The organism is Bacillus sp. GW823-FHT06A10, assembly GCF_058795375.1.
On the sequence record NZ_JBXAHT010000002.1, the window covers coordinates 928527 to 953359 of the forward strand.

Genomic DNA, 24833 nt, shown 5'->3' on the forward strand with positions numbered 1-24833 from the left:
GCAATGGTAAGGATAAAAAATGGATGTTACAATACAATTAATCCTAAAAATGGAATTCAAGGAGGGCTTATGCACAAAAAAATTGGATTTTGGGGATTTATCATATCTTGTAGTCTATTAATCATTTTAAAGCTATTTACAAACAATGAATGGATAAGTATTATACCTGTTTTCGGGTTTGTATTTATACTTTTATATAACTGGGATGGTATGAAACAATATAGTAAGAAAAGTATTGGAATTATGATAGGTATCATTGTTGTTTGCTCATTGTTCGCAGGGGTTATTTTAATAGAGGGTCAGAAACAAATGGAGAAAATGTCTATTTTTCAAGAATGGATGTCTTCTGCAAACGGTCTTTATCTTGTAATTATAGTTGTTATTTTTCTAAGAATTGTTATAAGTATAGCAAGTTACATATTAAAGGAGAAGTAGAATGGGGGAGTACGAATGAGAGAAAAAATAGGATATTATGGTGTGCTAGTTTGTTTACTATTATCAGTTATTTCAGGACAATTTCTTAACAGTGAATGGGTACCAGTTATATTATGTATAGGAGTATTGATTTTTGCTCCTATGTATCGCTGGAATGAATGGAAAGCATATAGTCGAAAAAAGAAAATGGTTTTCAGCATCGAATTTGTCATTATAATCAGTACAATTCCGTTTTTGTTATGGAAAGGAAATGAGATAATAGATGGAATTGTAATGTTTCAAGGGTGGTTGTTTATTGCGAAAATGCTATATTTAATATGCATTTTAATGTTGGTAGTGGTAGTCACTAAAATAGTAAACGAAAAGCTATTCGTTAATGAATAAAAGAAAATGCCACCTTATTCGGTGGCATTTCCTCATTTTACTGCATGAGCTTTTTGCATCTTTTTAATTAAACGAATTTGTCCACGATGATTGATTTCATCTTCAAAAACGTGAAACCACTTAAAATAGTTATTTGCTGGTTTGTCATACCAAAAGTCTGTCGTTTTAAATAACCATTCATCAGGTAACGATTGAAAAGTCTCGATTGTTTTGGAACGTACTTCTTGTAATGTATTTATGTAAAATTCTATAGCGTTTCCTTTTATTTTCTCACGTCCAAGATCGCCTAATTCAATGCCAGGTAACCAGCGTTCTAATTCAGCCTCCGTTGGTTCACGGTCTTCAAAAGTATGAATCTGGTAGTAAAATTCAATAGCAGCCATATGATACAATAACATGCCAATTGAATTTGCTTCCTTATCATATAAATAATCAAGTTCTTCAATTGTTAAACTTTCCACTGCTTGCATTGTTGTATAGCGAGCGTAATTCATCATGGAAACAAGCTTTGAAAATTCTACATGTAAACCCTTCAATTTATCAATTACAAAATTCAATTAAAATTCCCCCTCTTTAAATGAATACTCCAGAGAAGGAATTCTATGTGCAAAAAAAGTTTTGTTTAAACCTTCATAATATTAACAAGGGATTATAATTAGTTCTCTATTTGATTTTGTAATAACGTCATAACCATCTTTGGTGATGACAATATCATCTTCGATTCTACAACCGCCCCAGTTCGGTATGTAAATGCCCGGCTCAACTGTAACAACCATACCTTCTTGTAAAGTTGCCTTGCTTTCTTGGGATAAGCGAAGTGGTTCATGTATTTCTAACCCAAGACCGTGCCCGGTAGAGTGGCCAAAGTATTGACCGTATCCATGTTCTGTAATGTAATTCCTCGTTATATCATCGATACTTTTCGCAGTTTCTCCAGGCTTAATTGCTTCAGTCCCACGCTTTAACGCTTCTCGTACAACATTGTATATTTTTTGGAATTCTTCCGATGGTTCCCCGATTGCTACGGTACGTGTTATATCGGAACAATATCCGTCGTAAAGTGCACCGAAGTCTAATGTAACGATATCGCCGCGTTCGATTATTTTATTTGATGCAACTCCATGGGGAAGTGAAGAACGAACGCCTGAGGCTACAATGATTTGGAATGAAGAAGATGTAGCCCCTTTTTTTCGCATGAAAAATTCTAACTCATCTCGAACGTCAGTCTCGCTTATTCCAGGCTTTAGAAATGTAACAATATGGTGAAATGCTTCGTCAGCGATTGTAGCTGCGATTTTCATTGTTTCTATTTCAGATGTGTCTTTAATAAGTCGAATATCTTCAATAATCTCACACACTGGAACCATTTCTGTATGTATATATTTTTGTAGTTTCTTAAATTGTTGCAAAGTCATATTATTGTCTTCTATACCAAGTTTTTGAATGTTTAATTTTGATACTTGATTTGCAACTTCTTCTTCTAAATTTCCTTTATGCATAATAATTTCTGCTGCTTTTATTTCCGTTTTTGCTTGATCTACGTAACGGAAATCAGTAATGAAAATAGCTTTATGCGCAGCGATTAAGACAACGCCTGCGCTACCTGTAAAGTTTGTTGCGTATTGACGGTTTTCTTTTTTTGTAATAAGTAACCCGTCGATTCCGTAATTATGTAGTTGTTTTTGGATATTAGTTATTCTTACATTCATTTTAATTCCTCCTTTTTACATTAATAAAGCAAGAATTGTGCCAGTATATTTATTTAGAATAAAAGAGAAGAGGGTAGCTGTGTGTCAAAAAAACTAGACGAATGTAAAATAAATATATATATAATTTTTACAGTAAGTTTTTATGTGACTGAACAATAATATAAACTCGCAAACGAAAATCTTTTTAATTTAAATATTATATTTTTTGTATAAATGGATTAAGTTAATTGGTATAATAAGGGATTGTTACGTTTTTTATAGGTAAAGAGATGTAACGAAAAAAACTGGGTTAAGGAATGTGAGTGTATGAAGAAATTAAGTAAAGTAATGTCATTTTGTTTGGCCGCTAGTATGCTTGTTATAACGGGGTGTGAAACAAGTGAACACAAAGTTCAAGTAAATGAAACGATTGAACAGCTTGATGAAGCGCCAGAAGTGACAGAAAAAGAAGCGAAAAAGATTGTAAGAAAGAGTGTAGATGGAATAGCAAATGCGTTTAGTGAGATGGAAAAAGAAAATGGATGGAGCCGAAATAATCCTGGGGATTTAGAGACAGCTAAAAAAGGAGTTAAAGGATTGGTTTCAGAAAAGTTTGTAGAGAATCAGCTTCCTGAATTGCTTGCTAACTTTAATAGATCGAGAGAGACTGATATGTTACCATTCCCAAATTATTTTCAAACTGAAATAAGATTTTCTTCTTCACAAGATAAAGAAAATTTAACGGTACATACATTAAGTTTAGAAGATGAAATAGGTAATGCGGCCCAAGATTGGGAATTTCATTTGGTGTATAAAGAAGGAGAATGGTTAATGGATAAATGGTCATTCGTTTTTCCTGAAGATTTAAAACTTACAAAAGAAGAAGCAAATAGAATTTTAAAAATGCCAGACGATAAGAATGTGTCATTTGTAAGTGAAGAAAATAGTGGCGATAAGAAATACATATTCAAAGATAGTAACGGATTAATTACTGTAAATGCGAAAACATCTCTTATTTCATACAATGTAGATAAAAATAGGTATGAAAAGGTAACGAAAGAAAGAAATATTCAAGAAACAGAACAAGTACAGAGAAAGGATTCGAGTGCGTATACAGGCTCAAAAGAAGAGAAACAATCGCAAAAAGAATCTTCTTCAAAGATAGATAGAGCAAATGTTTTAAGTGAATTAGCTGCTATAGATAAACAAGAAAAACATACGAATGCTATGTCAACCAATGATATAGTAAATGAAATAGAAGGAAATTATGAACTGTGGGATAATAAACTAAATGAAATTTACAGTACATTAAAAAGTACGATGTCACCTGATGCGTTTCAGTCGTTAAAAACGAAACAAATTGCGTGGGTTAAAGAAAAAGAAAGTAAAGTTAAAGCAATTGGTACTGATACAAATAACGGAACGATGAGGCGTATAGAAGCTTCAGAAGAGAAATATAAGATGACAAAAGCAAGATGTTATGAATTAGTAAATGGGTATATGAACTAGTGTGAACGAATATAAAAAATGCGTTGCTTATAAGCAACGCATTTTTGTATTTACGCTTTTAATTTCATTACAATATCAGCATCTGGTGTTACATATACGGTTTGCTGATTGTCGTACGTAACAAAACCAAGTTTTGCACCACTCGGTTTTTTCACATGGCGTATTTTAGTGAAATCAACAGGTACAGAGCTAGACTCTTTCGCTTTACTGTAATAAGCGGCAATTTTGGCAGCTTCTAGTAAAGTTTCTTCAGCAGGCTCTAAAGAACGAATGACAACGTGAGAGCCAGGTATGTCTTTCGTATGTAACCAAATTTCATCACGGCGGGCAAACTTCGTTGTTAAATAATCATTTTGTTTATTGTTTTTACCAACGAAAATCTCTGTGCCATCACTTGCTAAATATTTATCTAATACTGGCTTAGTAGGCTTTTTCTTTGCGTTTTTCGTTTTGCGATTGCGCACATAACCTTCTTCAGCTAATTCCTCACGAATTTCTTCAATATCTTTTGAAGAAGCAGCTTCCATTTGTTGAAGTAAGCTATCAAAATAAAGAATTTCTTCATTGGTTTTTTCGATTTGTTCTTCTACAACAACAACTGAATTTTTTGCTTTTTGATACTTTTGGAAATAGCGTTGTGCATTTTCAGATGGTGTTTTTAAAGGATCTAATGTGATTTTTACAGTTCCGCCATTTTCATCGTAATAATTAACGACCTCAATATCTTTATCGCCTTTTTTCAAAGCGTACATATTAGCTGTAAGTAGCTCTCCAAATAGTTGATATTTATCTGCTTTTCCAGCATCTTGCAGTGTTTTTTCGAGTTTAATGAGTTTTTTCTCGTTTTTATTTTTTTCATTTTGCATAAAGCGTTCTAAATCATGAGCTTGTTGTTTTACACGATCGCGCTCTGCTTTTCCGAAAAAGAAACGATCAAGCAATTCACTAACAGATGAGAACGTCTTATCTTCTCCTTGCAAGTGTGCAAGAGGGAAAAGATAAAAGAATTCTTTCCCATTTGAAGTAGTCATCGCTGGTGAATATGTATGAGTTAATAATGGTTTTTGTATGGAGAAAAATGCATCCGCTAATGCTTTTTCATTTACCATACCAGCTTTTTTCACTACTTCTTTTGCGAATAACGGGGATATTCCCGTAAAGGTGCCGACAAGCTGTTTATCCATGTTTCCAGATAGAAAGTCTAGTGGTCTAATAAATTCATCATTTGTTTCAATCTGAAGTGGGTTAATTTTATGTTGTGCTGGTGGTGCAATATATTCAGCTCCAGCGTATACAGTACGATGGCGGTTTACCGCTAAAGATATGTGTTTTAAGCTATCTAAAATAACGTTTGTTTTCGTATCTACTAAGATAATGTTACTATGTCGGCCCATTATTTCGATTACTAATGTTTTTAATGATTCGTCTCCAATTTCATTCCGACTGCGAACTGTAATTTGAATAATACGTTCTAAGTCAATTTGTTCAATTTTTTCAATAAACCCACCTTCTAAATGTTTACGAAGAAGCATACAAAACATTGGCGGTATTGCTGGTGAATCGTAGTTTTGATTCGTTAAGTGCAGACGCGCATATGTAGGGTGAGACGAAAGAATTAGTTTTTGGTTCTTTCCGTTTGCTCGAATATGTAATAAAATCTCATACTTTGAAGGTTGATATATTTTGGAAATTCTTCCTGTGTAAAGAGAATTTGCAATTTCATGTGTAATTGCTCTTGTAAATAATCCATCGAATGCCATAAATGAACACTCCTTTCTAACTAAAAGTTAATTATAGCATTTTTTTGGACGAGGCTGAATAAGCTTTCAATAGAGTATGTCTGGAATCAGGAGGTCGATGGCAGGATGAACTGGTATGGAATGCGGGCACATGAAGTGGAAGAAAGAACGAATACGAATGTAAAGGTTGGACTTACAGAGAAAGAAGCAGAAGGGCGCGTAAAGAAATTTGGTACTAATGAATTAGAAGAAGCAAAAAGGCCTTCTGCACTAATGGTATTTTTAGCACAGTTTAAAGATTTCATGGTACTCGTTTTGTTTGGAGCAACAATTGTTTCTGCGTTTTTAGGTGAATACATTGATTCTATTGCTATTGTTGCCATTGTTATTATCAATGGTATTCTCGGATTTTTTCAAGAAAGAAAAGCTGAAAAATCATTGGAAGCTTTAAAGGAACTAGCCGCTCCACAAGTTACTGTAATGCGGAATGGAAAGTGGGTAAAAGCACCATCTAAAGCACTTGTTTTAGGTGATATTATTAAGTTTTCCAGTGGTGATCGTATTGGGGCTGATGTGCGTCTTGTTGAAGCATCAAGTTTATATATTGAAGAGTCTGCTTTGACAGGGGAGTCCGTACCTGTACAAAAGAAGGTAGAAGCATTGCAAGGGCAAGATGTTGCAATTGGTGATCAAAAAAATATGGCTTTTATGGGGACAATGATTACGCGAGGATCTGGTACAGGAGTCGTTGTAGCAACTGGTATGAATACAGCGATGGGGCAAATTGCAAATATGTTACAAAATGCAGAGCAAATGGAAACACCACTGCAAAGAAGGTTAGAACAGCTCGGAAAAATATTAATTATTGTGGCTCTTATTTTGACAGCACTCGTTGTATTAGCTGGTGTGTATCAAGGGAATGAAGTATATCATATGTTTTTAGCTGGTGTGTCTCTGGCTGTTGCGGCTATTCCAGAAGGGTTGCCAGCAATTGTTACAGTAGCTTTATCACTTGGTGTACAGCGTATGATAAAAAAGAGAGCAATTGTACGAAAGTTACCAGCCGTAGAAACGTTAGGTTGTGCTTCCGTTATATGTTCTGATAAAACGGGAACAATGACGCAAAACAAAATGATGGTAACACATATGTGGTCAGGCGGAGAATTGTGGAAAGTGACAGGGCAAGGATATGAACCTAATGGCTCTTTTATGAAAGGTGAAAAAGAAGTGAATCCAGCTAAGACAAAAGCACTTTATCAGCTACTTACATTTGGTTCACTATGTAACAATGCAAATATTATTCAAAAGAAAAAGGCGTACGTATTAGATGGAGATCCAACAGAGGGAGCGCTTGTAGCTGCAGCAATGAAAGCTGGGATAACACGTGAGGCATTGAAAGGGAAATTTGAAGTTATTCGTGAATTTCCATTTGATTCAACTCGAAAAATGATGAGTGTTATTGTACGAGATCGAGAGGGGAAAAAGTTTATTGTTACGAAGGGAGCACCGGATGTTCTTTTACAAATGAGTCAAACGATTTTATGGGGGGATAAGCAGCAGCCGTTAAGTGAGCTATATAGAAAAGAAGTACAGGCGGCTATTCATAGCTTAGGTAGTCAAGCGCTTCGAACAATTGCAGTTGCGTTTAAACCTTTAAAAATAACGGATTCTATTGAACATGAAAGAGACGTTGAAAAAGATTTTATGTTGGTTGGGATACAAGGTATGATTGACCCACCAAGACCAGAAGTGGCGCAGGCGGTAAAAGAGTGTAAAGAAGCTGGTATTCGAACAGTAATGATTACAGGTGATCATAAAGTGACAGCAATGGCGATTGCTGAACAATTAGGAGTTTTGCCACCAGATGGACGCGTTGTTGAAGGAGTAGAACTCGCGAATATGGATGTGGAGGAATTAGAAAATGTTGTAGAAGATACGTATGTATTCGCTCGTGTATCACCTGAACATAAATTAAAAATTGTTAAGGCACTGCAAAATCAAGGGCATATAGTAGCGATGACAGGTGATGGAGTGAACGATGCTCCAGCTATAAAAACAGCGGATATTGGGATAGCGATGGGGATTACAGGAACAGATGTTGCAAAAGAAGCCTCTTCACTTGTTTTACTAGACGATAATTTTGCTACAATTAAGTCAGCGATTAAAGAAGGAAGAAATATATACGAGAACATACGTAAGTTCATCCGATATTTATTAGCATCAAATGTTGGAGAAATTTTAGTTATGTTATTTGCGATGTTACTTGCATTACCCCTGCCGATGGTTCCTATTCAAATTTTATGGGTGAACTTAGTTACTGATGGTTTACCAGCGATGGCATTAGGTTTGGATAAGGCTGAAGGAGATGTGATGAAGAGAACGCCGCGCCACCCGAAAGAAGGGGTATTCGCTAGAGGGCTTGCGTGGAAAATAATAAGTCGAGGTTTTTTAATTGGGGCAGTGACGTTAGTAGCGTTTATTATTGCGTATAACCAACATCCAAATGAACTCAAATATGCACAAACTGTAGCGTTCGCGACGTTGGTACTTGCTCAGCTTATTCATGTATTTGATTGTCGTAGTGAGCATTCTGTTTTTCATCGTAATCCATTTGGGAACGTGTATTTAGTAGGGGCGGTTATCATTTCATTACTACTCATGCTAGTAGTGATATATTATCCACCGTTACAACCGATTTTTAGCACAATGCCGATACAAGCAAGAGATTGGTTATTAATTGGAGGTTTGTCATCAATTCCGACTTTCTTACTAGTAGGTTCTTTATTAACAGGGAAAAAGGCGAAAAAGAAAAAGCCAATGTTATATAAGAAGGGATTAAACTTGAAATAGTCAATGTTATGAAAATGTGATATAATTTACAGAAGGTAGTAGAGCCTTGTCTCTATTACCTTTTTCATTGAGTTATTTTATGGCTTGGATGTGATAAAAATGATTTCTAGTATGACAGGGTTTGGAAGATCGAAAGTAGAAAGTGATACTTTTCAAATTACAGTAGAAATGAAATCGGTGAACCACCGTTTTTTAGAGATGAGTATTCGACTTCCTAAGCAAATGATGGTATTTGAGGACAAAATTCGTAAAATAATTGCACAGCAAGTTCGACGTGGACGCATTGAAGTGTCTATTAGTATAGCAGGTGAAGGACTTGTTGAAAGAAAATTAAGTGTGAATTGGTCACTTCTTGAGCAGTACCAATCGATGATGGAAGATATAAAAGGAAAGTTTCAATTACAAGATTCTATTACACTCGAGCAATTAATGGCAATGCCAGAAGTAACAGCAATTGAAGAAATAGAAAATGTAAATGAACATTTTGAGAACAGTTTATATGAGGCTGTTCGTCAAGCTGCTCATATGTTGAAAACGATGAGAGATGACGAAGGAGAACGATTACATAAAGATATAGCGTATCGTTTACAAGAGATTAGCAATTGTGTAAATGCAATTATTCCACATGCACCAATTGTTACACAAAAATATCGTGAACGATTAGAAAATCGCTTAAAAGAATTACATAATCAAGAGTTAGATGAACAAAGATTGCTAACAGAAGTCGCAATCTTTGCAGAGCGTTGTGATATTCATGAAGAGTTAGTTCGTTTGCAAAGTCATTTAGAGCAATTTCGTGAAACATTGCAGATTGAAGAGCCTGTTGGAAGGAAAATGGATTTCATCGTGCAAGAGATGCATAGAGAAATTAATACGATTGGTTCTAAGGCAAATGACTTAACAATTTCAAAATATGTTGTAGAAATGAAAAATAACCTTGAAAAAATTCGTGAACAAGTACAAAATATTGAGTAGCTTTCAAAAAATATATAAAGTTATACGTGGTGGAGAAATCGGATAGACTTACTAGGAGGCGCAAACTATGGCCATGCGGTTTTTAAATATTGGATACGGAAATATTGTATCTGCTCATCGAATTATTGCTATTGTAAGTCCGGAGTCAGCTCCTATTAAACGAACAGTACAAGAAGCACGCGAACATAATGCTTTGCTTGATGCTACGTATGGGAGAAAAACAAGGGCGGTTATTGTTATGGATGATGGGCATGTTGTATTAAGTCCAATTCAACCAGAGACGATTGCACATCGTTTGAATAATAAAGAAGATTTAAGTGAGGAAGGGTAGGTTTTACATATTTATGAGAAGTAGAAGAGGATTGCTCATCGTTCTTTCAGGGCCTTCTGGGGTTGGAAAAGGAACGGTTCGTAAAGAGCTGTTTAGCCATGAGGATACACGTTTTCAGTACTCTATTTCAGTAACGACACGTAAGCCGCGTGAAGGTGAAGTAGATGGTGTGGATTATTTTTTTAAAGAAAGAGAAGAATTTGAGGAAATGATTCGTAATGAAAGATTACTTGAGTGGGCTGAGTTCGTAGGTAATTATTACGGAACACCAATTGACTATGTTGAAAAAACATTACAAGAAGGAAAAGATGTATTCTTAGAAATTGAAGTGCAAGGAGCGATTCAAGTTAAGAAAGCTTTCCCAGAAGGTGTATTTATTTTCTTAGCACCTCCAAGTTTATCTGAACTAAAGAGCCGTATTGTCGGACGTGGTACAGAGACTGAAGATGTTATTGAAAATCGTTTAACTGTAGCGAAAGAAGAAATCGAGATGATGGACGCTTACGACTATGTAGTAGAAAACGATCAAGTTGAATTAGCTTGTGATAGAATTAAAGCAATTGTGGTTGGCGAACATTGCCGCCGCGAAAGGGTAGCAAAATATTATAAAGAAATGACGGAGGGTCTATAATTATGTTAAATCCATCAATTGACTCATTACTACAAAAAATCGATTCTAAGTACACATTAGTAACAGTGGCTGCAAAACGCGCACGTGAAATGCAACTTGCTAATAACTGTGTTGTAGAGCAACCTGTTTCTCATAAATGTGTAGGTAAAGCATTAGAAGAAATCGATGCAGAAGCATTAAGCTACGTACCAAGTGAAGATAAAGTAGCTGAATAAGCCTTTGCCTTCGACAAAATAAAACATAGACTTTATAATTTTCTATGTAACGGTAACAACCTATTTACAAGTAGGTTGTTATTTTTTTACGAAAGGAATGAAATATTGGTACTGACGAGCTGGGAATTCTATTTCAGTATTATAAGTTTGAAAAAGAAAGAGGACGAGTCATATGCTAAAAGGGAAAAAGATACTTCTATGTGTAACAGGAGGCATTGCGGTTTTTAAAGCAGCTGCGTTAACGAGTAAATTGACACAATCTGGCGCGATTGTAAAAGTAATGATGAGTGAGTCGGCAATGAAGTTTGTTACGCCTCTTACATTCCAAGCGCTTTCTCGCCATGATGTATATACGGATACGTTTGATGAGAAAGACTCGGCTGTTATTGCTCATATTGATTTAGCAGATTGGGCGGATGTTGTACTTGTCGCACCTGCTACTGCCAATTGTATTGGAAAGTTAGCTGGTGGTATTGCAGATGATATGATTACAACTACTCTGTTAGCTACTACAGCCCCGGTATGGATTGCGCCTGCTATGAATGTGCATATGTATGAAAATAAAATTGTTCAAAAAAATATGATGACATTGAAAACGCTAGGATATACATTTATTGAGCCTGGGGAAGGCTTTTTAGCATGTGGATATGTAGCGAAGGGACGACTAGAAGAACCTGAAGCGATTATTGCACGGTTAGAGGAAGCTTTCTCAGAACACAAACCATTGCAGGGAAAAAGAATATTAATAACTGCTGGCCCAACACGTGAAAAAGTTGATCCAGTTCGTTTTATGACGAATTTTTCTTCTGGAAAAATGGGGTATGCGATTGCAGAAGTGGCGGCGAATTTAGGCGCTGATGTTATACTCGTTTCAGGACCGACAGCATTAAATCCACCGTTACATGTAACGACAGTGCAAGTGGAATCTGCACAAGATATGTTAGAAGCAGTTCTTCAACATTATCAAAACGTAGACGTTGTCATTAAAACAGCAGCAGTTGCAGATTATCGTCCGAAATATGTTCATGATAATAAAATGAAAAAGCAAAATGGTGATGCTGTCATTGAACTCGAAAGAACGGTGGATATTTTAAAAACGTTAGGTCAGAAAAAGGATAAACAGTTACTTATCGGTTTTGCTGCTGAAACGACAAATGTAGAGGAATATGCAACGAAAAAACTACGTGAGAAAAATGCAGATATGATTGTCGCGAATGATGTAAAAGCGCAAGGAGCTGGATTTGGCACGGATACGAATATTGTAACAATGTATAGAAAAGATGGAAAAGTTATTGAGTTACCACTTTTACTGAAAAAAGAGGTAGCTCGTGAAATATTAAAGCAAATTGAAATGATGTTAGAAGATGATCGTTTATGAAATTTGCAAGTGTAATTGTTGATGTACCTGCCCGTCAGACAGATCGACCATTTGATTACATTATCCCTGAAAAATGGGAAGATATTGTACAGACAGGAATGCGTGTAGTAGTTCCGTTTGGGCCAAGGAAATTACAAGGTTTTATTATTGGGATTAAAGATTCGGTGGATGTAGAAAGTAAGAAGTTAAAGACAATCCATGAAATATTAGATGTAACACCGGTTTTAAATGATGAATTATTAAAGCTTGGATATTGGCTTACAAGTGAAACGTTATGCTACATGATTTCAGCTTTTCAAGTGATGCTTCCAACTGCGATAAAAGCAACGTATAAAAAACGTCTACAAATTTGTAAGCAGGAAGAAATAGCATCTGAAATACTATATTTATTTCAGGATAAAGAAGCAATTGATTTTGAAGTAATCGAGCAGCAGCCACATTTATACCGGACTATTCAACAAGAAATTAAAAATGGTACGGTTGAAGTCGTTTATCAAGTGAAAGATAAAGTACAAAAGAAGAAGCAAAGAGTTGTTCAGCCGGAGTTGCCAGAAGATAAATTGGAATTAGCGGCATTTGAACTGAAAAGTAAAAAACAACAAGATGTACTTTATTATTTTGTGGAAAATTATAAAAGTGTACCGTTGAAAATAATTACAGAAGAGTTACAAATAACAGATGCTCCAATAAAAGCACTTGTTAAAAAGGGCTTCATTTCAGAAAATTATGTGGAAGTATACCGAAATCCGTATGACGATGATGATTTTGAACAAACGAAACCATTTCCACTTACGGAGGAACAAAAACAAGTTATTACACCGATTTTATCATCAATTACAAATGAAACTTATAATCCATTTTTACTATATGGTGTTACAGGAAGTGGAAAGACAGAAGTATATTTACAATCTATAGCAGCAGTGCTCGAGAAAGGAAAAGAAGCTATCGTTCTTGTTCCTGAAATTGCACTAACGCCCCAAATGGTGGATCGTTTTAAAGGTAGGTTTGGCTCGCAAGTTGCAGTTCTTCATAGTGCGTTGTCTGTTGGAGAAAAGTATGACGAGTGGCGTAAGATTTTAAGAAAAGAAGTGAAAGTTGTAGTTGGTGCGCGTTCAGCCGTTTTTGCGCCTTTTGAGAATTTAGGGATTATTATTATTGATGAAGAGCATGAATCAAGTTACAAACAAGAAGATAATCCGAGGTATCATGCAAGAGATGTAGCTATCTGGAGAGGGCAATATCATAAATGTCCTATCGTTCTTGGTAGTGCGACACCAACACTTGAATCGTTTGCAAGGGCGAAAAAAGGTGTTTATGAACTACTAACAATGGAAAAACGTATGAATGAACAAGCTTTACCAACGGTAGAGATTGTTGACATGCGAGAAGAACTTCGTGACGGGAATAGATCAATGTTTTCTAAGGCGCTGCATGAAAAAATAGCAGATCGATTAGAAAAGAAAGAACAGATGGTACTATTTTTAAATAGAAGAGGTCATTCTACATTTGTTATGTGCCGTGATTGTGGGTATGTTGTACAATGTCCGCATTGTGATATTTCATTGACATATCATAAAATGAATCATCGTTTAAAATGTCATTATTGTAGTTATGAAGAAAATATGCCAACTGAGTGTCCTGCTTGTCAAAGTACATACATTCGTTTCTTTGGTACAGGTACACAAAAGGTAGAAGAAGAAATTACAAAACTATTTCCAGAGGCGCGAGTCATTCGAATGGATGTAGATACGACAAGTCGAAAAGGAATGCATGAAAAATTATTAAAGGCATTTGGGGAAGAAAAAGCAGATATATTACTTGGAACACAAATGATTGCTAAAGGATTAGATTTTCCGAAAGTAACTCTTGTTGGGGTTTTAACTGCAGATACGATGCTTCACTTACCTGATTTTCGGGCAAGTGAAAAGACATATCAGTTATTGACGCAAGTAAGTGGACGAGCGGGTAGACATGAATTGCCAGGGGAAGTTGTGATTCAAACGTATACGCCAGAACATTACAGTATAGAGTTAGCAAAGAACCAACAATATGATGTGTTTTTTGACCAAGAAATGCAAATGAGGCGAACAAGACAATATCCCCCATATTACTATGTTGTACTCATAACCGTATCTCATCCAGAATTATTAAAAGCGGTGCAAGTGACGGAAAAAATTGCCTCGTATTTACGAACGCATTGCTCACAGCAAACAATGGTGTTAGGACCAGTTGCTTCAGCAATTCCAAGGATAAAAGATAGATATCGTTATCAATGCATGATAAAATACAAACGGGAACCAAACTTAAAGAACGTGCTCAAAATGGTAAATGAACATTATCAAGCAGAAATGCAAAAAGAGCTACAAATCTCAATTGATTTTAATCCAACAATGTTAATGTAGCGGAGGGAAATATGGCAGTTTTAGAAATAATAAAGCATCCAAATGAAGTGTTAGAAACACCATGTGAAAGAGTAATTAACTTTGATAAAAAGTTAGTGAAATTGTTGAAAGATATGCATGAAACAATGTTAATTGCGGACGGAGTCGGTTTAGCTGCGCCTCAAGTAGGTGTAAGCTTGCAAGTAGCGGTTGTTGATGTCGATGATGATACTGGGAAAATCGAGTTAATCAATCCATCAATATTAGAAAAACGTGGTGAACAAGTAGGTCCCGAAGGCTGTTTAAGCTTCCCGGGACTTTATGGTGAAGTAGAACGTGCCGATTATATTAAAGTAAGAGCGCAAAATCGCCGTGGGAAAGTATTTTTATTAGAAGCGGAAGGATTTTTAGCGCGTGCAATTCAACATGAAATCGATCATTTACACGGTGTTTTATTTACATCGAAAGTGACAAGATATTATGAAGAAAACGAACTAGAATAGGTGTTAAAAGGAGCGGTTTTTAAATGATAAAAGTAGTGTTTATGGGAACACCGGACTTTTCAGTGCCGGTGCTTCGTCGTCTTATTGAAGATGGCTATGAGGTAGTAGGTGTTGTGACGCAACCTGATCGTCCAGTAGGTAGAAAAAAAGTATTAACACCTACACCTGTTAAAGTTGAAGCGGAAAAACATGGTATCCCTGTGTTACAGCCGTTAAAAATTCGTGAAAAAGATGAATATGAAAAAGTATTGGCATTAGAGCCAGATTTAATTGTAACAGCTGCATTTGGTCAGATTGTACCAAATGAAATTTTAGAAGCACCGAACTATGGATGTATTAATGTCCACGCTTCTTTACTTCCTGAACTTCGTGGTGGTGCACCAATTCATTATGCAATTATGGAAGGTAAAGAAAAAACTGGTATTACAATTATGTATATGGTAGAAAAATTGGATGCTGGTGATATCTTAACGCAAGTGGAAGTGGAAATTGAAGAGCGTGAAACGACAGGCTCATTATTTGATAAATTAAGTGAAGCTGGAGCACACCTTCTATCTAAAACAGTACCTTTATTAATTCAAGGTAAGTTAGAACCGATTAAACAAAATGAAGAAGAAGTAACGTTTGCTTACAATATAAAACGTGAACAAGAGAAAATTGATTGGACAAAAACAGGTGAAGAAGTATACAATCACATTCGCGGATTGAATCCATGGCCAGTTGCTTATACAACTTTAGCAGGACAAGTTGTTAAAGTATGGTGGGGAGAAAAAGTGCCTGTAACTGAACCGGCTGAAGCAGGTACGATTGTTGCAATCGAAGAAGATGGTTTTGTTGTAGCAACTAGTAATGAAACAGGTGTTAAAATTACTGAATTGCAACCTTCTGGTAAAAAGCGTATGAGTTGTTTACAATTTTTACGTGGAACAAAACCTGAAATTGGAACGAAGTTAGGAGAAAATGCATGAGACAAAATGTTCGTGAATTAGCTCTTGATGGTTTAATTCAAGTGGAAAAAAGTGGTGCATATAGCAACTTACTTTTAAATAATCTAATTGAAAAAAGTGCAATTGATAGAAAAGATATTGGTTTATTAACTGAAATTGTATATGGAACGATTCAACGTCGTGACACATTAGATTATTATTTACAGCCTTTTTTAAAAAAGAAGGTTGAGGCGTGGGTAAGAGTATTGCTTCGCTTATCTTTATATCAAATGATTTATTTAGACCGAGTGCCAGAAAGAGCGGCTATTCATGAAGCGGTTGAGATTGCAAAGCGTCGCGGGCATAAAGGAATTGCTGGTATGGTGAACGGTGTATTACGTTCGATTCAGAGAGAAGGTGTACCTTCTGTAGATGAAATCAAGGATCCAGTAGAACGTCTTGCAATTGCGACGAGTCATCCAGTTTGGCTTGTACAAGAGTGGACTTCTGCATATGGCTTAGAAACTGCAGAGAAAATGTGCGAAGTAAACATGTTACCACCTGTACCAACAGCACGTGTGAATGTTGATAAGGTAACGGTAGAAGAAGCGATTGAGTTGTTGGCAAGTGAAGGTATAGAAGCAAAACGTGGTGACTTGTCAGATGATGCAATTCAGATTGAAAGAGGAAATGTAGCGCATACAGAAGCGTTTAAAAAAGGATTTCTTTCTATTCAAGATGAAAGTTCTATGCTTGTAGCACGCGCTTTAGAACCGAATACGGGAGATGCAGTTCTTGATAGTTGTGCTGCTCCAGGCGGAAAAACAACGCATATCGCGGAACGATTAAAGGGAACTGGTAAGGTCATGTCCCTTGATTTACATGCACACAAAGTACGTTTAATTAAACAGCAAGCAGAGCGACTTGGTCTAGAAAATGTCGAAACAAAAGCGCTAGATGCTAGAAAAGTGCAAGAGCACTTTGCAAATGAAACGTTTGATAAAATATTGGTAGATGCACCGTGTTCTGGATTTGGTGTAATTAGACGTAAGCCTGATATTAAGTTAGGAAAAGATAAAGGCGATAGTGAAAGATTATCGACGATTCAACTTGCGATACTAGAAAAAATAGCACCATTATTAAAACAAGGCGGTCGTCTTGTTTATAGTACGTGCACAATTGAGAAAATAGAAAATGAACAAGTAATAGATAAATTTTTAAAAGAACATCCTGAATTTGAATGGGATACTACGATAAAAGAACGTATGCCAGAAAAATTAAGTCCGTATATTAATGAAGGTCAAGTACAAATTTTACCGCATTATTTTGCAACGGATGGCTTTTATATTGCTTGTTTAAGGAAGAAGGTGTAGCATCATGGAAACAACTGTAAGAAAACAAAAGAAAAATGTAGAAACGAAGAAACCATCAATTTACTCTTTACAACTTCATGAAATGCAAGATTGGTTAAAGGAACAAGGAGAACCGAAGTTCCGCGCTGGACAAATTTTTGACTGGCTATATAAAAAACGTGTAAAAAATTATGAGGATATGTCAAACCTTTCTAAAGGATTGCGTGATAAATTGTCGAATTCCTTTGATATTACTACTTTAAACACGTTAGTAAAACAAACGTCTTCAGATGGAACGATTAAATTCTTATTCCAATTATATGACGGATATTCTATTGAAACGGTATTAATGCGACATGAATATGGAAATTCCATTTGTGTAACAACGCAAGTTGGTTGTCGTATTGGATGTACGTTCTGTGCTTCGACACTTGGTGGACTAAAACGAAACCTAGAAGCTGGAGAAATCGTAGCGCAAGTAGTAGAAGTTCAGCGTGCGCTTGATGAAACAGAAGAACGTGTAAGTTCTCTTGTTGTTATGGGAATTGGAGAACCATTTGATAACTACGATAATTTAATGGGATTCTTACGCATCACTAACCATGAAAAAGGACTTCATATTGGTGCTAGACATATGACTGTTTCGACGAGTGGAATTATCCCGAAAATTTATAAGTTTGCTGAAGAAGAACTACAAATTAATTTTGCGATTTCATTGCATGCTCCAAACTCAGAATTACGTTCAAAGTTAATGCCGATTAACCGTGCTTATAAATTACCGGATTTAATGGAAGCTATTAAATACTATGTAAATAGAACAGGGCGCCGTATTACTTTTGAATATGGATTATTTGGAGGAGAAAATGACCAAGTTGAGCACGCTGAAGAGCTTGCTGCGCTCTTAAAAGGTGTAAAATGTCATGTAAACTTAATCCCGGTAAACTACGTACCTGAACGTGATTATGTACGTACACCACGTGAGCAAATTTTCTTGTTCGAGAAAACGTTAAAAGATCGTGGAGTGAATGTAACGATTCGCCGTGAACAAGGTCATGATATTGACGCAGCCTGCGGTCAGTTGCGTGCGAAGGAGCGCAAAGAAGAGACGAGGTGACGAGATGAAAGCCGTATTTCTATCGGATAAAGGAAAAGTTCGTCAACATAATGAAGATAGTGCAGGAGTTTTTCACAATTTAGATGGAAATGTTTTAGCGGTAGTAGCAGATGGAATGGGAGGTCATCGAGCTGGTGATGTAGCTAGCTCGATGGCCATTCAATTATTCCATGATTATTGGAAGCAAACGCATAATATGAATGAACCGAAAAAAGTAGAACAATGGTTACATACTAGTGTTGGGATTATTAATGAGCGCATATATGAATACGCTCAGCAAAATGTAGAATGTAATGGTATGGGAACAACGCTTATAATAGCTGTTTGTACACCAAGTTTTGTGACGATAGGGCATATAGGAGATAGTCGTTGCTATATGGTATCAGAAGGAGAAATGACGCTTGTAACGGAAGATCATTCGCTTGTAAATGAGCTTGTGAGACATGGTGAAATTTCAAAGGAAGATGCAGAGTATCATCCGAAAAAGAATGTGTTATTAAGAGCGCTAGGAACAGAAGAAAAAGTTGGATTAGATGTTAAAACGTTGGTGCTTGAGGAAGATGATCAATTACTTCTTTGCTCTGATGGGTTATCAAACAAAGTTTCTATTGATGATATGCAACAAATTTTACAGTTAAATGAACAGCTTGAAGGTAAAGGGCAGCGTCTCATTCAATTGGCGAATGATCGCGGTGGAGAAGATAATATCACACTTGTTCTTATTGATTATGCGGGTTCGACAAACGAAAGTAGGTGAAGTGCAACGTGCTGATTGGAAAACGCTTAAATGACCGTTATAAGCTGCTGAAAATGATTGGTGGTGGCGGAATGGCCAATGTATATTTAGCTCATGATGATATACTTGGCCGAGATGTAGCGGTAAAAATATTAAGACTCGACTACTCAAATAACGAAGAGTTTATTAAACGTTTCCATCGAGAAGCGCAGTCTGTTACAACGTTGTCGCATCCAAATATTGTGAATATGTATGATGTCGGAGAAGAAGATGGTATATATTATCTTGTCATGGAATATGTACCCGGGCAAACATTGAAGCAATACATAATTGAGCGAGGTATGTTACCTATAGGAGAAGCTCTTGATATTATGGAGCAGTTAACATCCGCCATGGCACACGCCCATCATTTTGAAATTGTGCATCGTGATATAAAGCCGCACAATATTTTAATTCGAGCTGATGGAATAATAAAAGTAACAGATTTTGGAATTGCGACAGCTACAAGTGCAACAACAATTACACATACAAATTCAGTACTGGGCTCAGTCCATTATTTATCACCAGAACAGGCACGTGGCGGGATAGCAAATAAACAATCGGATATTTATTCTCTTGGAATAGTTATGTTTGAATTGTTAACAGGAAGACAACCGTTTTCTGGCGAATCTGCTGTTGCTATAGCTTTAAAACATTTACAAAGTGAAATCCCATCACCAAAAAGATGGAATGAAAATATTCCGCAAAGTGTTGAAAATATTATATTAAAGGCAACTGCAAAAGATCCTTTCCATCGATATCAATCTGCCAATGCGATGAAGCGAGATATTGAAACTGCGCTATATCCAGAGAGGATAAATGAGCAACCATTTTACATACCAGAAGATATGGAAGCGACGAAAGCGATTCCGATTATTCAACAAGAACAATTATTTGAAAATGTAAGTGATGAAACGATTGTTTTAAAAGGGAGTAAGGTGGAAGAACCGATAAGAGCAGAAGCAGCTGAGTTAGATAAGAAGAAAAAACGGAGTAACAAGTGGCTTAAAGTTTTAATTTCAACATTTTTATTTTTAGCAATAGGAATAACATTAGCGCTTACGGTTATTCCAGGATTATTTATTCCGAAAGATGTGAAAGTTCCTGATGTGGCTGGTATGAAATACACGACAGCTGTAAATACGTTAGTAGAAAAGGGCTTTGAGGTGACGGAGCCTAATATTGTATATACAGATGATATTGAAGTTGGGGATGTAATAAAAACGGAACCTGTAGCAGGAAGAGTCGTAAAAGAAAACGCTAAAATTACTATCTATCAATCAGGTGGAAAAAAGAAAAGTAAGATGGCGAATTTCACAGGGAAAAACTTTGAGAGTGTAAAAGCTGAGTTAGAAGAAAAATATAAACAAGTTACAGTAAATTATATTGAAAATGATAAGCCGAAAGGTGAAATTGTAGAGCAAATTCCGACGCCTGATCAAATGGTTATAGAAGCGGAGCAAGAACTGAAAATCTGGGTAAGTAAAGGTCCTTATCAAATTAGACCAGGTGACTTTTCGGGGTGGACTGAAAATAGTGTAACTGGTTATTTGAATGAGAGAAAACTAACGTCAGATATAAAACGAGAGTATTCAGATTCAGTCGAAAAAGGACTTGTAATTTCGCAATTTCCAAAACCAGGTACACCATTAAAAGAGGGAGATAAAGTAACTATTATTATCTCTGATGGTCAAAAGCCTAAGGTGACTAAAACGGTAAAAGTGGACAATATCTCTATCCCATATGAGCCTGCTGTAACAGGTGAAAAAAAGCCGCAAACAATAGAAATTTATAAAGAAGACATGCAGCAAAAAATGGATAGACCGGTTGAAACGAGAACAATTACTGAATCAGCGACTATTTCTTTAGAATTTGTAATTCAAGAAGGTTCAAAGGGACACTATAAAATTGTACGAGATGGAGTAACGATTATTGATAAAGAAGTACCATATCCAACTCAATAATAGTGAAAGTCTACTTATTATTATTGCCTGTTATGCTGTCTACAAAGTGGACGGTATAGCAGGCAAAAATATATGATTCAAAAAGCTAGTAAAGTGATGCAGCTGTAATTATTTTTTTGCATTTAATGGGAAATTTAATGTATATTAGCGAAAGTATATATGGTAGGTTTTGAAATCGTTATTTGGAAAATTTAAATCCATTCATTTTTAAATTCAGCATCACCTTATACAAAAAAAGGAGAATTCTATGCCAGAAGGAAAAATTATAAAAGCTTTAAGTGGGTTTTATTACGTGCAGCATGAAGAAGGGGTTACGCAATGTCGTGGGCGAGGTGTATTTAGAAAAAATAAAATTACACCACTTGTAGGAGACCAAGTTGTTTTTCAGGCAGATAATCCAACTGAAGGTTATGTGCTTGAAGTGTTTGATCGAAAAAATGAACTTGTTAGACCTCCTATTGCTAATGTCGATCAAGCGATCCTTGTGTTCTCTGCAGTAGAACCAGATTTTAATCCTGGACTGTTAGATCGATTTTTAGTGCTGATTGAATATCATAACATTAAGCCAATTATTTGTATTAGCAAGATGGATTTAGTAGATGAAAAGATGAAAGCAACTGTTGAAGCATATGCGAATGATTATCGTGAGATGGGTTATGATGTTTTATTTACTTCTATTAATACGTCAGAAAGTATTGATATATTAAAACCATACTTAGAAAATTGTGTTTCTGTCGTTGCGGGTCAATCTGGTGTTGGGAAATCTTCAATGCTTAATGTGCTACGTCCAGAATTAGAGCTGAAAACAAATGATATATCCTCCCATTTAGGACGCGGGAAGCATACGACAAGACACGTAGAATTAATTGCAATTGGGAGTGGACTAGTAGCAGATACACCGGGTTTTAGTTCACTAGATTTCATTGATATAGAAGTAGAAGATCTTACATATTGTTTTCCAGAGTTGAAAGAAGCGAGCCAATACTGTAAATTTAGAGGGTGTACACATCTTTCTGAACCGAAATGTGCTGTGAAAGCTGCGGTTGAAGAAGGGAAGATTACAGAATATCGCTATAAGAACTATAAACAATTCGTAGAAGAAATTAGAGAGAGAAAGCCGAGGTATTAGTTATGATTAAAATTGCACCATCGATTTTATCAGCAGATTTTTCAAAATTAGGGGAAGAGATTAAAGATGTAGAAAAGGGCGGAGCGGATTACATTCACGTTGACGTAATGGATGGACACTTCGTACCAAATATTACGATTGGACCATTAATTGTAGAAGCTATCCGTCCAATTACATCATTACCATTAGATGTACATTTAATGATTGAAAATCCTGATAACTATATCCCGACTTTCGCACAAGCGGGAGCGGATATTATTACTGTTCACGTAGAGGCGTGTCCACATCTGCATCGTACAATTCAGTTAATTAAATCTCACGGTATTAAAGCGGGCGTTGTATTAAATCCACATACGCCAGTTTCAGTGATTGAGCATGTATTAGAAGATATAGATATGGTACTACTTATGACAGTAAACCCTGGATTTGGTGGACAGAAGTTTATCCATTCTGTATTACCGAAAATTAAACAAGTTGCAGACATGGTGAAAGAGCGCAATCTAGAAGTAGAAATTGAAGTTGATGGTGGTGTAAATGCTGAAACAGCAAGACTTTGTGTGGAAGCAGGAGCAAATGTACTTGTAGCTGGATCAGCAGTATACAATCAAAAAGACCGCGGTGAAGCAATTCGCGTAATTCGTGGGTAGTGATGAACTTTTATCCTAGTAAGGTATTCATAGGATAGGGTAAAAATATGTAAAAAGGCAATCTACCGAATGGCAGATTGCCTTTTTACAATGGAAGGGGAAGAAAAAATGATTATTCATATTTTGGCAGGAGGACCTTCGGAATATTGCGCAGATTTTGCTCGATATGAGAATGAGGAAGTAGTGTGGGCTGCGGTTGATAGGGGAGTATACCGTCTATTAAAGAAAGGGATTACCCCGGCTGTTGCGTTTGGAGATTACGATTCAGTTACTGAAGAAGAATTAGTATGGATGGGACAGCAAACGAACGAATTACATATTGTTCCGCGGGAAAAAGATCAAACGGATTTAGAAATTGCAATCAACTGGGCATTAGGACAGAAGCCGGCACTAATTCGTATTTTTGGTGCTACCGGTGGAAGACTTGATCACGGTTTGGCAAATATACAAATGCTTTTAAAAGGGTTAGAAGTAGAGATAGAAATGTGTATTGTGGACAATAAAAATGAAATAACAGTTAAAAAAGTGGGTACACATATAATTGAAGAAAATAAAAATTTTCCTTATGTATCTTTTGTACCAGTTACTGAAATAGTGGAAGGGATTACATTGTTTGGTTTTAAGTACCCTCTTACTAATAAAACAATAGAGTGGGGATCAACACTTTGTATTAGTAACGAACTCGTTGAGGAAAAAGGTACTTTTTCATTTACTTCTGGCATATTAATGTTGATAAGAAGCACTGATTGAAGAAACAATTTTGCTCCTTACATCATATAGTGACCAAGTGGAGTAATGGGGATTAGGAGGGAAACCATGAGATTTTATACAATTAAGTTACCTAAATTTCTTGGTGGAATTGTTCGTGCAATGTTAAATACCTTCAAAAAAGATTAAAAAAAGCACCTATCACCGGTGCTTTTTCCATTGTTATAGTAAAAAAAGAGCCTATCGGCTCTTTTTTTTATTATTAAACACGTTCGATTTTGCCAGATTTTAATGCTCTAGCAGAAACGTAAACACGTTGAACTTTTCCGTCGATGCGTACGCGAACTTTTTGAAGGTTAGCGCCCCACTTACGTTTTGTAGCGTTCATTGCGTGAGAACGAGAGTTACCAGAACGAGCTTTTCTTCCAGTAATAGCACAAACACGAGCCATTTATATTTCCCTCCCTTGATACCTTACCATACGTAATTTTTCAATGTTAGTCTTTTATGCGATGCTAAAAACACTACTATAATTTAACACAACTAAAAAGAGAATGCAACACCGTAGAAAAAAGAAATCAAGAAAATTTACTTGACACTATATGTCAATGAAGAAAAGTTAAAATCCATAAAAATTGCTTGACATATTATAGTGGTACATGTTGTATAATAACAATGGACTATTTTGCTCATCATAAAAAAGTGTAATTTAAAACATAAAATATGAGAGTGAAAAGAAAGAACGATGGAATTTTCTTTAAAAAGATTATATGATAGTAACTAAAGTAGTCTAGCTCACTTTCACCATTTATGAAGGGGGAAACGAGATGTCAATTGAAATTAAAACGAAGTACGGTCAAATTGATATTAGTACAGATGTAATTGCAACAATTGCTGGAGGTGCCGCGGTAGATTGCTACGGTATCGTAGGTATGGCATCAAAAAATCAGTTAAAAGATGGATTAACAGATATTTTACGAAAAGAAAACTTCACTAGAGGTGTTATTGTTCGTAAAGATGAAGATGAAGTACATATTGATATGTATATTATTGTGAGCTATGGTACGAAAATTTCAGAAGTGGCACATAATGTGCAGACGAAAGTGAAATATACATTAGATCAAACTGTAGGACTAGCAGTAGATTCTGTAAACATCTACGTACAAGGAGTTAAAGTAATAAACTTGTAATGTGCATTA

The 24833-nt window shown here is 35.9% G+C and carries 25 protein-coding genes; 21 read left to right on the top strand and 4 right to left on the bottom strand.

The annotated features are described in order from the left end of the window. The first annotated feature begins 3 nt into the window (after positions 1–3). Both AC1Q8M_RS19740 and AC1Q8M_RS19745 read left to right on the top strand, forming a co-directional pair. On the top strand, positions 4–435 hold the full coding sequence (locus AC1Q8M_RS19740) for a YoqO family protein (protein WP_141532454.1): 432 nt from the start codon (positions 4–6) through the stop codon (positions 433–435). Positions 436–450: 15 nt separating this feature from the next. Next, a complete protein-coding gene (locus AC1Q8M_RS19745) occupies positions 451–819 on the top strand; it encodes a YoqO family protein (RefSeq protein ID WP_002181188.1) in 369 nt (122 codons plus the stop codon). 32 nt (positions 820–851) lie between these two features. Here AC1Q8M_RS19745 and AC1Q8M_RS19750 read toward each other — a convergent pair whose 3' ends face one another. Then, complete coding sequence (locus AC1Q8M_RS19750; RefSeq protein WP_065229275.1) at positions 852–1376, bottom strand: DinB family protein; 525 nt, start codon at positions 1374–1376, stop codon at positions 852–854. 81 nt (positions 1377–1457) lie between these two features. After that, positions 1458–2528: a M24 family metallopeptidase gene (locus AC1Q8M_RS19755; protein ID WP_001102865.1), complete on the bottom strand. Its 1071-nt coding sequence runs from the start codon at positions 2526–2528 to the stop codon at positions 1458–1460. A gap of 306 nt (positions 2529–2834) precedes the next feature. Between AC1Q8M_RS19755 and AC1Q8M_RS19760 the strand changes: the two genes are divergently transcribed. Beyond that, positions 2835–4016, top strand: a complete 1182-nt coding sequence (locus AC1Q8M_RS19760) for a lysozyme inhibitor LprI family protein (RefSeq protein WP_098361298.1) — start codon at positions 2835–2837, stop codon at positions 4014–4016. A 50-nt stretch (positions 4017–4066) separates the two neighbouring features. On the opposite strand, the gene AC1Q8M_RS19765 is transcribed toward AC1Q8M_RS19760, so the two are convergent. Next, positions 4067–5776: an Rqc2 family fibronectin-binding protein gene (locus AC1Q8M_RS19765; protein WP_000863271.1), complete on the bottom strand. Its 1710-nt coding sequence runs from the start codon at positions 5774–5776 to the stop codon at positions 4067–4069. A gap of 105 nt (positions 5777–5881) precedes the next feature. Here AC1Q8M_RS19765 and AC1Q8M_RS19770 point away from each other — a divergent pair, with 105 nt between their 5' ends. From AC1Q8M_RS19770 to spoVM, 17 genes are all read left to right on the top strand, one after another. After that, complete coding sequence (locus AC1Q8M_RS19770; protein WP_001104774.1) at positions 5882–8605, top strand: calcium-translocating P-type ATPase, SERCA-type; 2724 nt, start codon at positions 5882–5884, stop codon at positions 8603–8605. Positions 8606–8704: 99 nt separating this feature from the next. Beyond that, positions 8705–9580 (top strand): YicC/YloC family endoribonuclease, encoded by an 876-nt coding sequence (locus tag AC1Q8M_RS19775; protein ID WP_000625865.1) that lies wholly within the window; start codon positions 8705–8707, stop codon positions 9578–9580. A gap of 67 nt (positions 9581–9647) precedes the next feature. Continuing rightward, on the top strand, positions 9648–9911 hold the full coding sequence (gene remA, locus AC1Q8M_RS19780; RefSeq protein ID WP_001251456.1) for an extracellular matrix/biofilm regulator RemA: 264 nt from the start codon (positions 9648–9650) through the stop codon (positions 9909–9911). A gap of 13 nt (positions 9912–9924) precedes the next feature. Beyond that, positions 9925–10542, top strand: a complete 618-nt coding sequence (gene gmk, locus AC1Q8M_RS19785) for a guanylate kinase (protein ID WP_001257742.1) — start codon at positions 9925–9927, stop codon at positions 10540–10542. A 2-nt stretch (positions 10543–10544) separates the two neighbouring features. Beyond that, a complete protein-coding gene (gene rpoZ / locus AC1Q8M_RS19790; protein ID WP_000933961.1) occupies positions 10545–10757 on the top strand; it encodes a DNA-directed RNA polymerase subunit omega in 213 nt (70 codons plus the stop codon). Positions 10758–10929: 172 nt separating this feature from the next. Beyond that, entirely contained in the window at positions 10930–12135 is a 1206-nt protein-coding gene (gene coaBC / locus AC1Q8M_RS19795; RefSeq protein ID WP_000911748.1) for a bifunctional phosphopantothenoylcysteine decarboxylase/phosphopantothenate--cysteine ligase CoaBC, read from the top strand. Continuing rightward, positions 12132–14537, top strand: a complete 2406-nt coding sequence (gene priA / locus AC1Q8M_RS19800) for a primosomal protein N' (protein WP_000666697.1) — start codon at positions 12132–12134, stop codon at positions 14535–14537. Before coaBC ends, priA begins: the two co-directional genes overlap by 4 nt. Before the next feature lie 11 nt (positions 14538–14548). Beyond that, positions 14549–15019 carry a peptide deformylase gene (gene def, locus AC1Q8M_RS19805; protein ID WP_000279455.1) on the top strand — a complete coding sequence of 157 codons (471 nt, stop codon included), beginning with the start codon at positions 14549–14551 and terminating at the stop codon, positions 15017–15019. Between the two features lie 23 nt (positions 15020–15042). Then, a complete protein-coding gene (gene fmt, locus AC1Q8M_RS19810; protein WP_098361299.1) occupies positions 15043–15987 on the top strand; it encodes a methionyl-tRNA formyltransferase in 945 nt (314 codons plus the stop codon). Continuing rightward, a complete protein-coding gene (gene rsmB, locus AC1Q8M_RS19815) occupies positions 15984–17318 on the top strand; it encodes a 16S rRNA (cytosine(967)-C(5))-methyltransferase RsmB (RefSeq protein WP_001249664.1) in 1335 nt (444 codons plus the stop codon). The genes fmt and rsmB overlap by 4 nt, the downstream gene beginning before the upstream one ends. A 4-nt stretch (positions 17319–17322) precedes the next feature. Continuing rightward, the gene (rlmN, locus tag AC1Q8M_RS19820; protein WP_000450550.1) at positions 17323–18411 is read left to right on the top strand and encodes a dual-specificity RNA methyltransferase RlmN; all 1089 of its coding nucleotides are present in this window, start codon (positions 17323–17325) and stop codon (positions 18409–18411) included. 4 nt (positions 18412–18415) lie between these two features. Then, positions 18416–19168 (top strand): Stp1/IreP family PP2C-type Ser/Thr phosphatase, encoded by a 753-nt coding sequence (locus AC1Q8M_RS19825; protein ID WP_000648708.1) that lies wholly within the window; start codon positions 18416–18418, stop codon positions 19166–19168. An 8-nt stretch (positions 19169–19176) separates the two neighbouring features. Beyond that, a complete protein-coding gene (gene pknB / locus AC1Q8M_RS19830; RefSeq protein WP_000904744.1) occupies positions 19177–21150 on the top strand; it encodes a Stk1 family PASTA domain-containing Ser/Thr kinase in 1974 nt (657 codons plus the stop codon). A gap of 247 nt (positions 21151–21397) precedes the next feature. Further along, entirely contained in the window at positions 21398–22279 is an 882-nt protein-coding gene (gene rsgA / locus AC1Q8M_RS19835; protein ID WP_001113932.1) for a ribosome small subunit-dependent GTPase A, read from the top strand. A gap of 2 nt (positions 22280–22281) precedes the next feature. Beyond that, positions 22282–22926, top strand: coding sequence for a ribulose-phosphate 3-epimerase (rpe, locus tag AC1Q8M_RS19840; RefSeq protein WP_000589974.1), 645 nt, complete (start codon positions 22282–22284; stop codon positions 22924–22926). A gap of 69 nt (positions 22927–22995) precedes the next feature. After that, positions 22996–23676, top strand: coding sequence for a thiamine diphosphokinase (locus tag AC1Q8M_RS19845; protein ID WP_000752665.1), 681 nt, complete (start codon positions 22996–22998; stop codon positions 23674–23676). A 66-nt stretch (positions 23677–23742) separates the two neighbouring features. Next, on the top strand, positions 23743–23823 hold the full coding sequence (gene spoVM / locus AC1Q8M_RS19850; RefSeq protein WP_001213599.1) for a stage V sporulation protein SpoVM: 81 nt from the start codon (positions 23743–23745) through the stop codon (positions 23821–23823). Positions 23824–23896: 73 nt separating this feature from the next. Here spoVM and rpmB read toward each other — a convergent pair whose 3' ends face one another. Continuing rightward, complete coding sequence (gene rpmB, locus AC1Q8M_RS19855) at positions 23897–24085, bottom strand: 50S ribosomal protein L28 (RefSeq protein WP_000124776.1); 189 nt, start codon at positions 24083–24085, stop codon at positions 23897–23899. A 376-nt stretch (positions 24086–24461) separates the two neighbouring features. On the opposite strand from rpmB, the gene AC1Q8M_RS19860 reads away from it, so the two are divergent. After that, entirely contained in the window at positions 24462–24824 is a 363-nt protein-coding gene (locus AC1Q8M_RS19860; RefSeq protein WP_000021109.1) for an Asp23/Gls24 family envelope stress response protein, read from the top strand. The last annotated feature ends 9 nt before the right edge of the window (positions 24825–24833 follow it).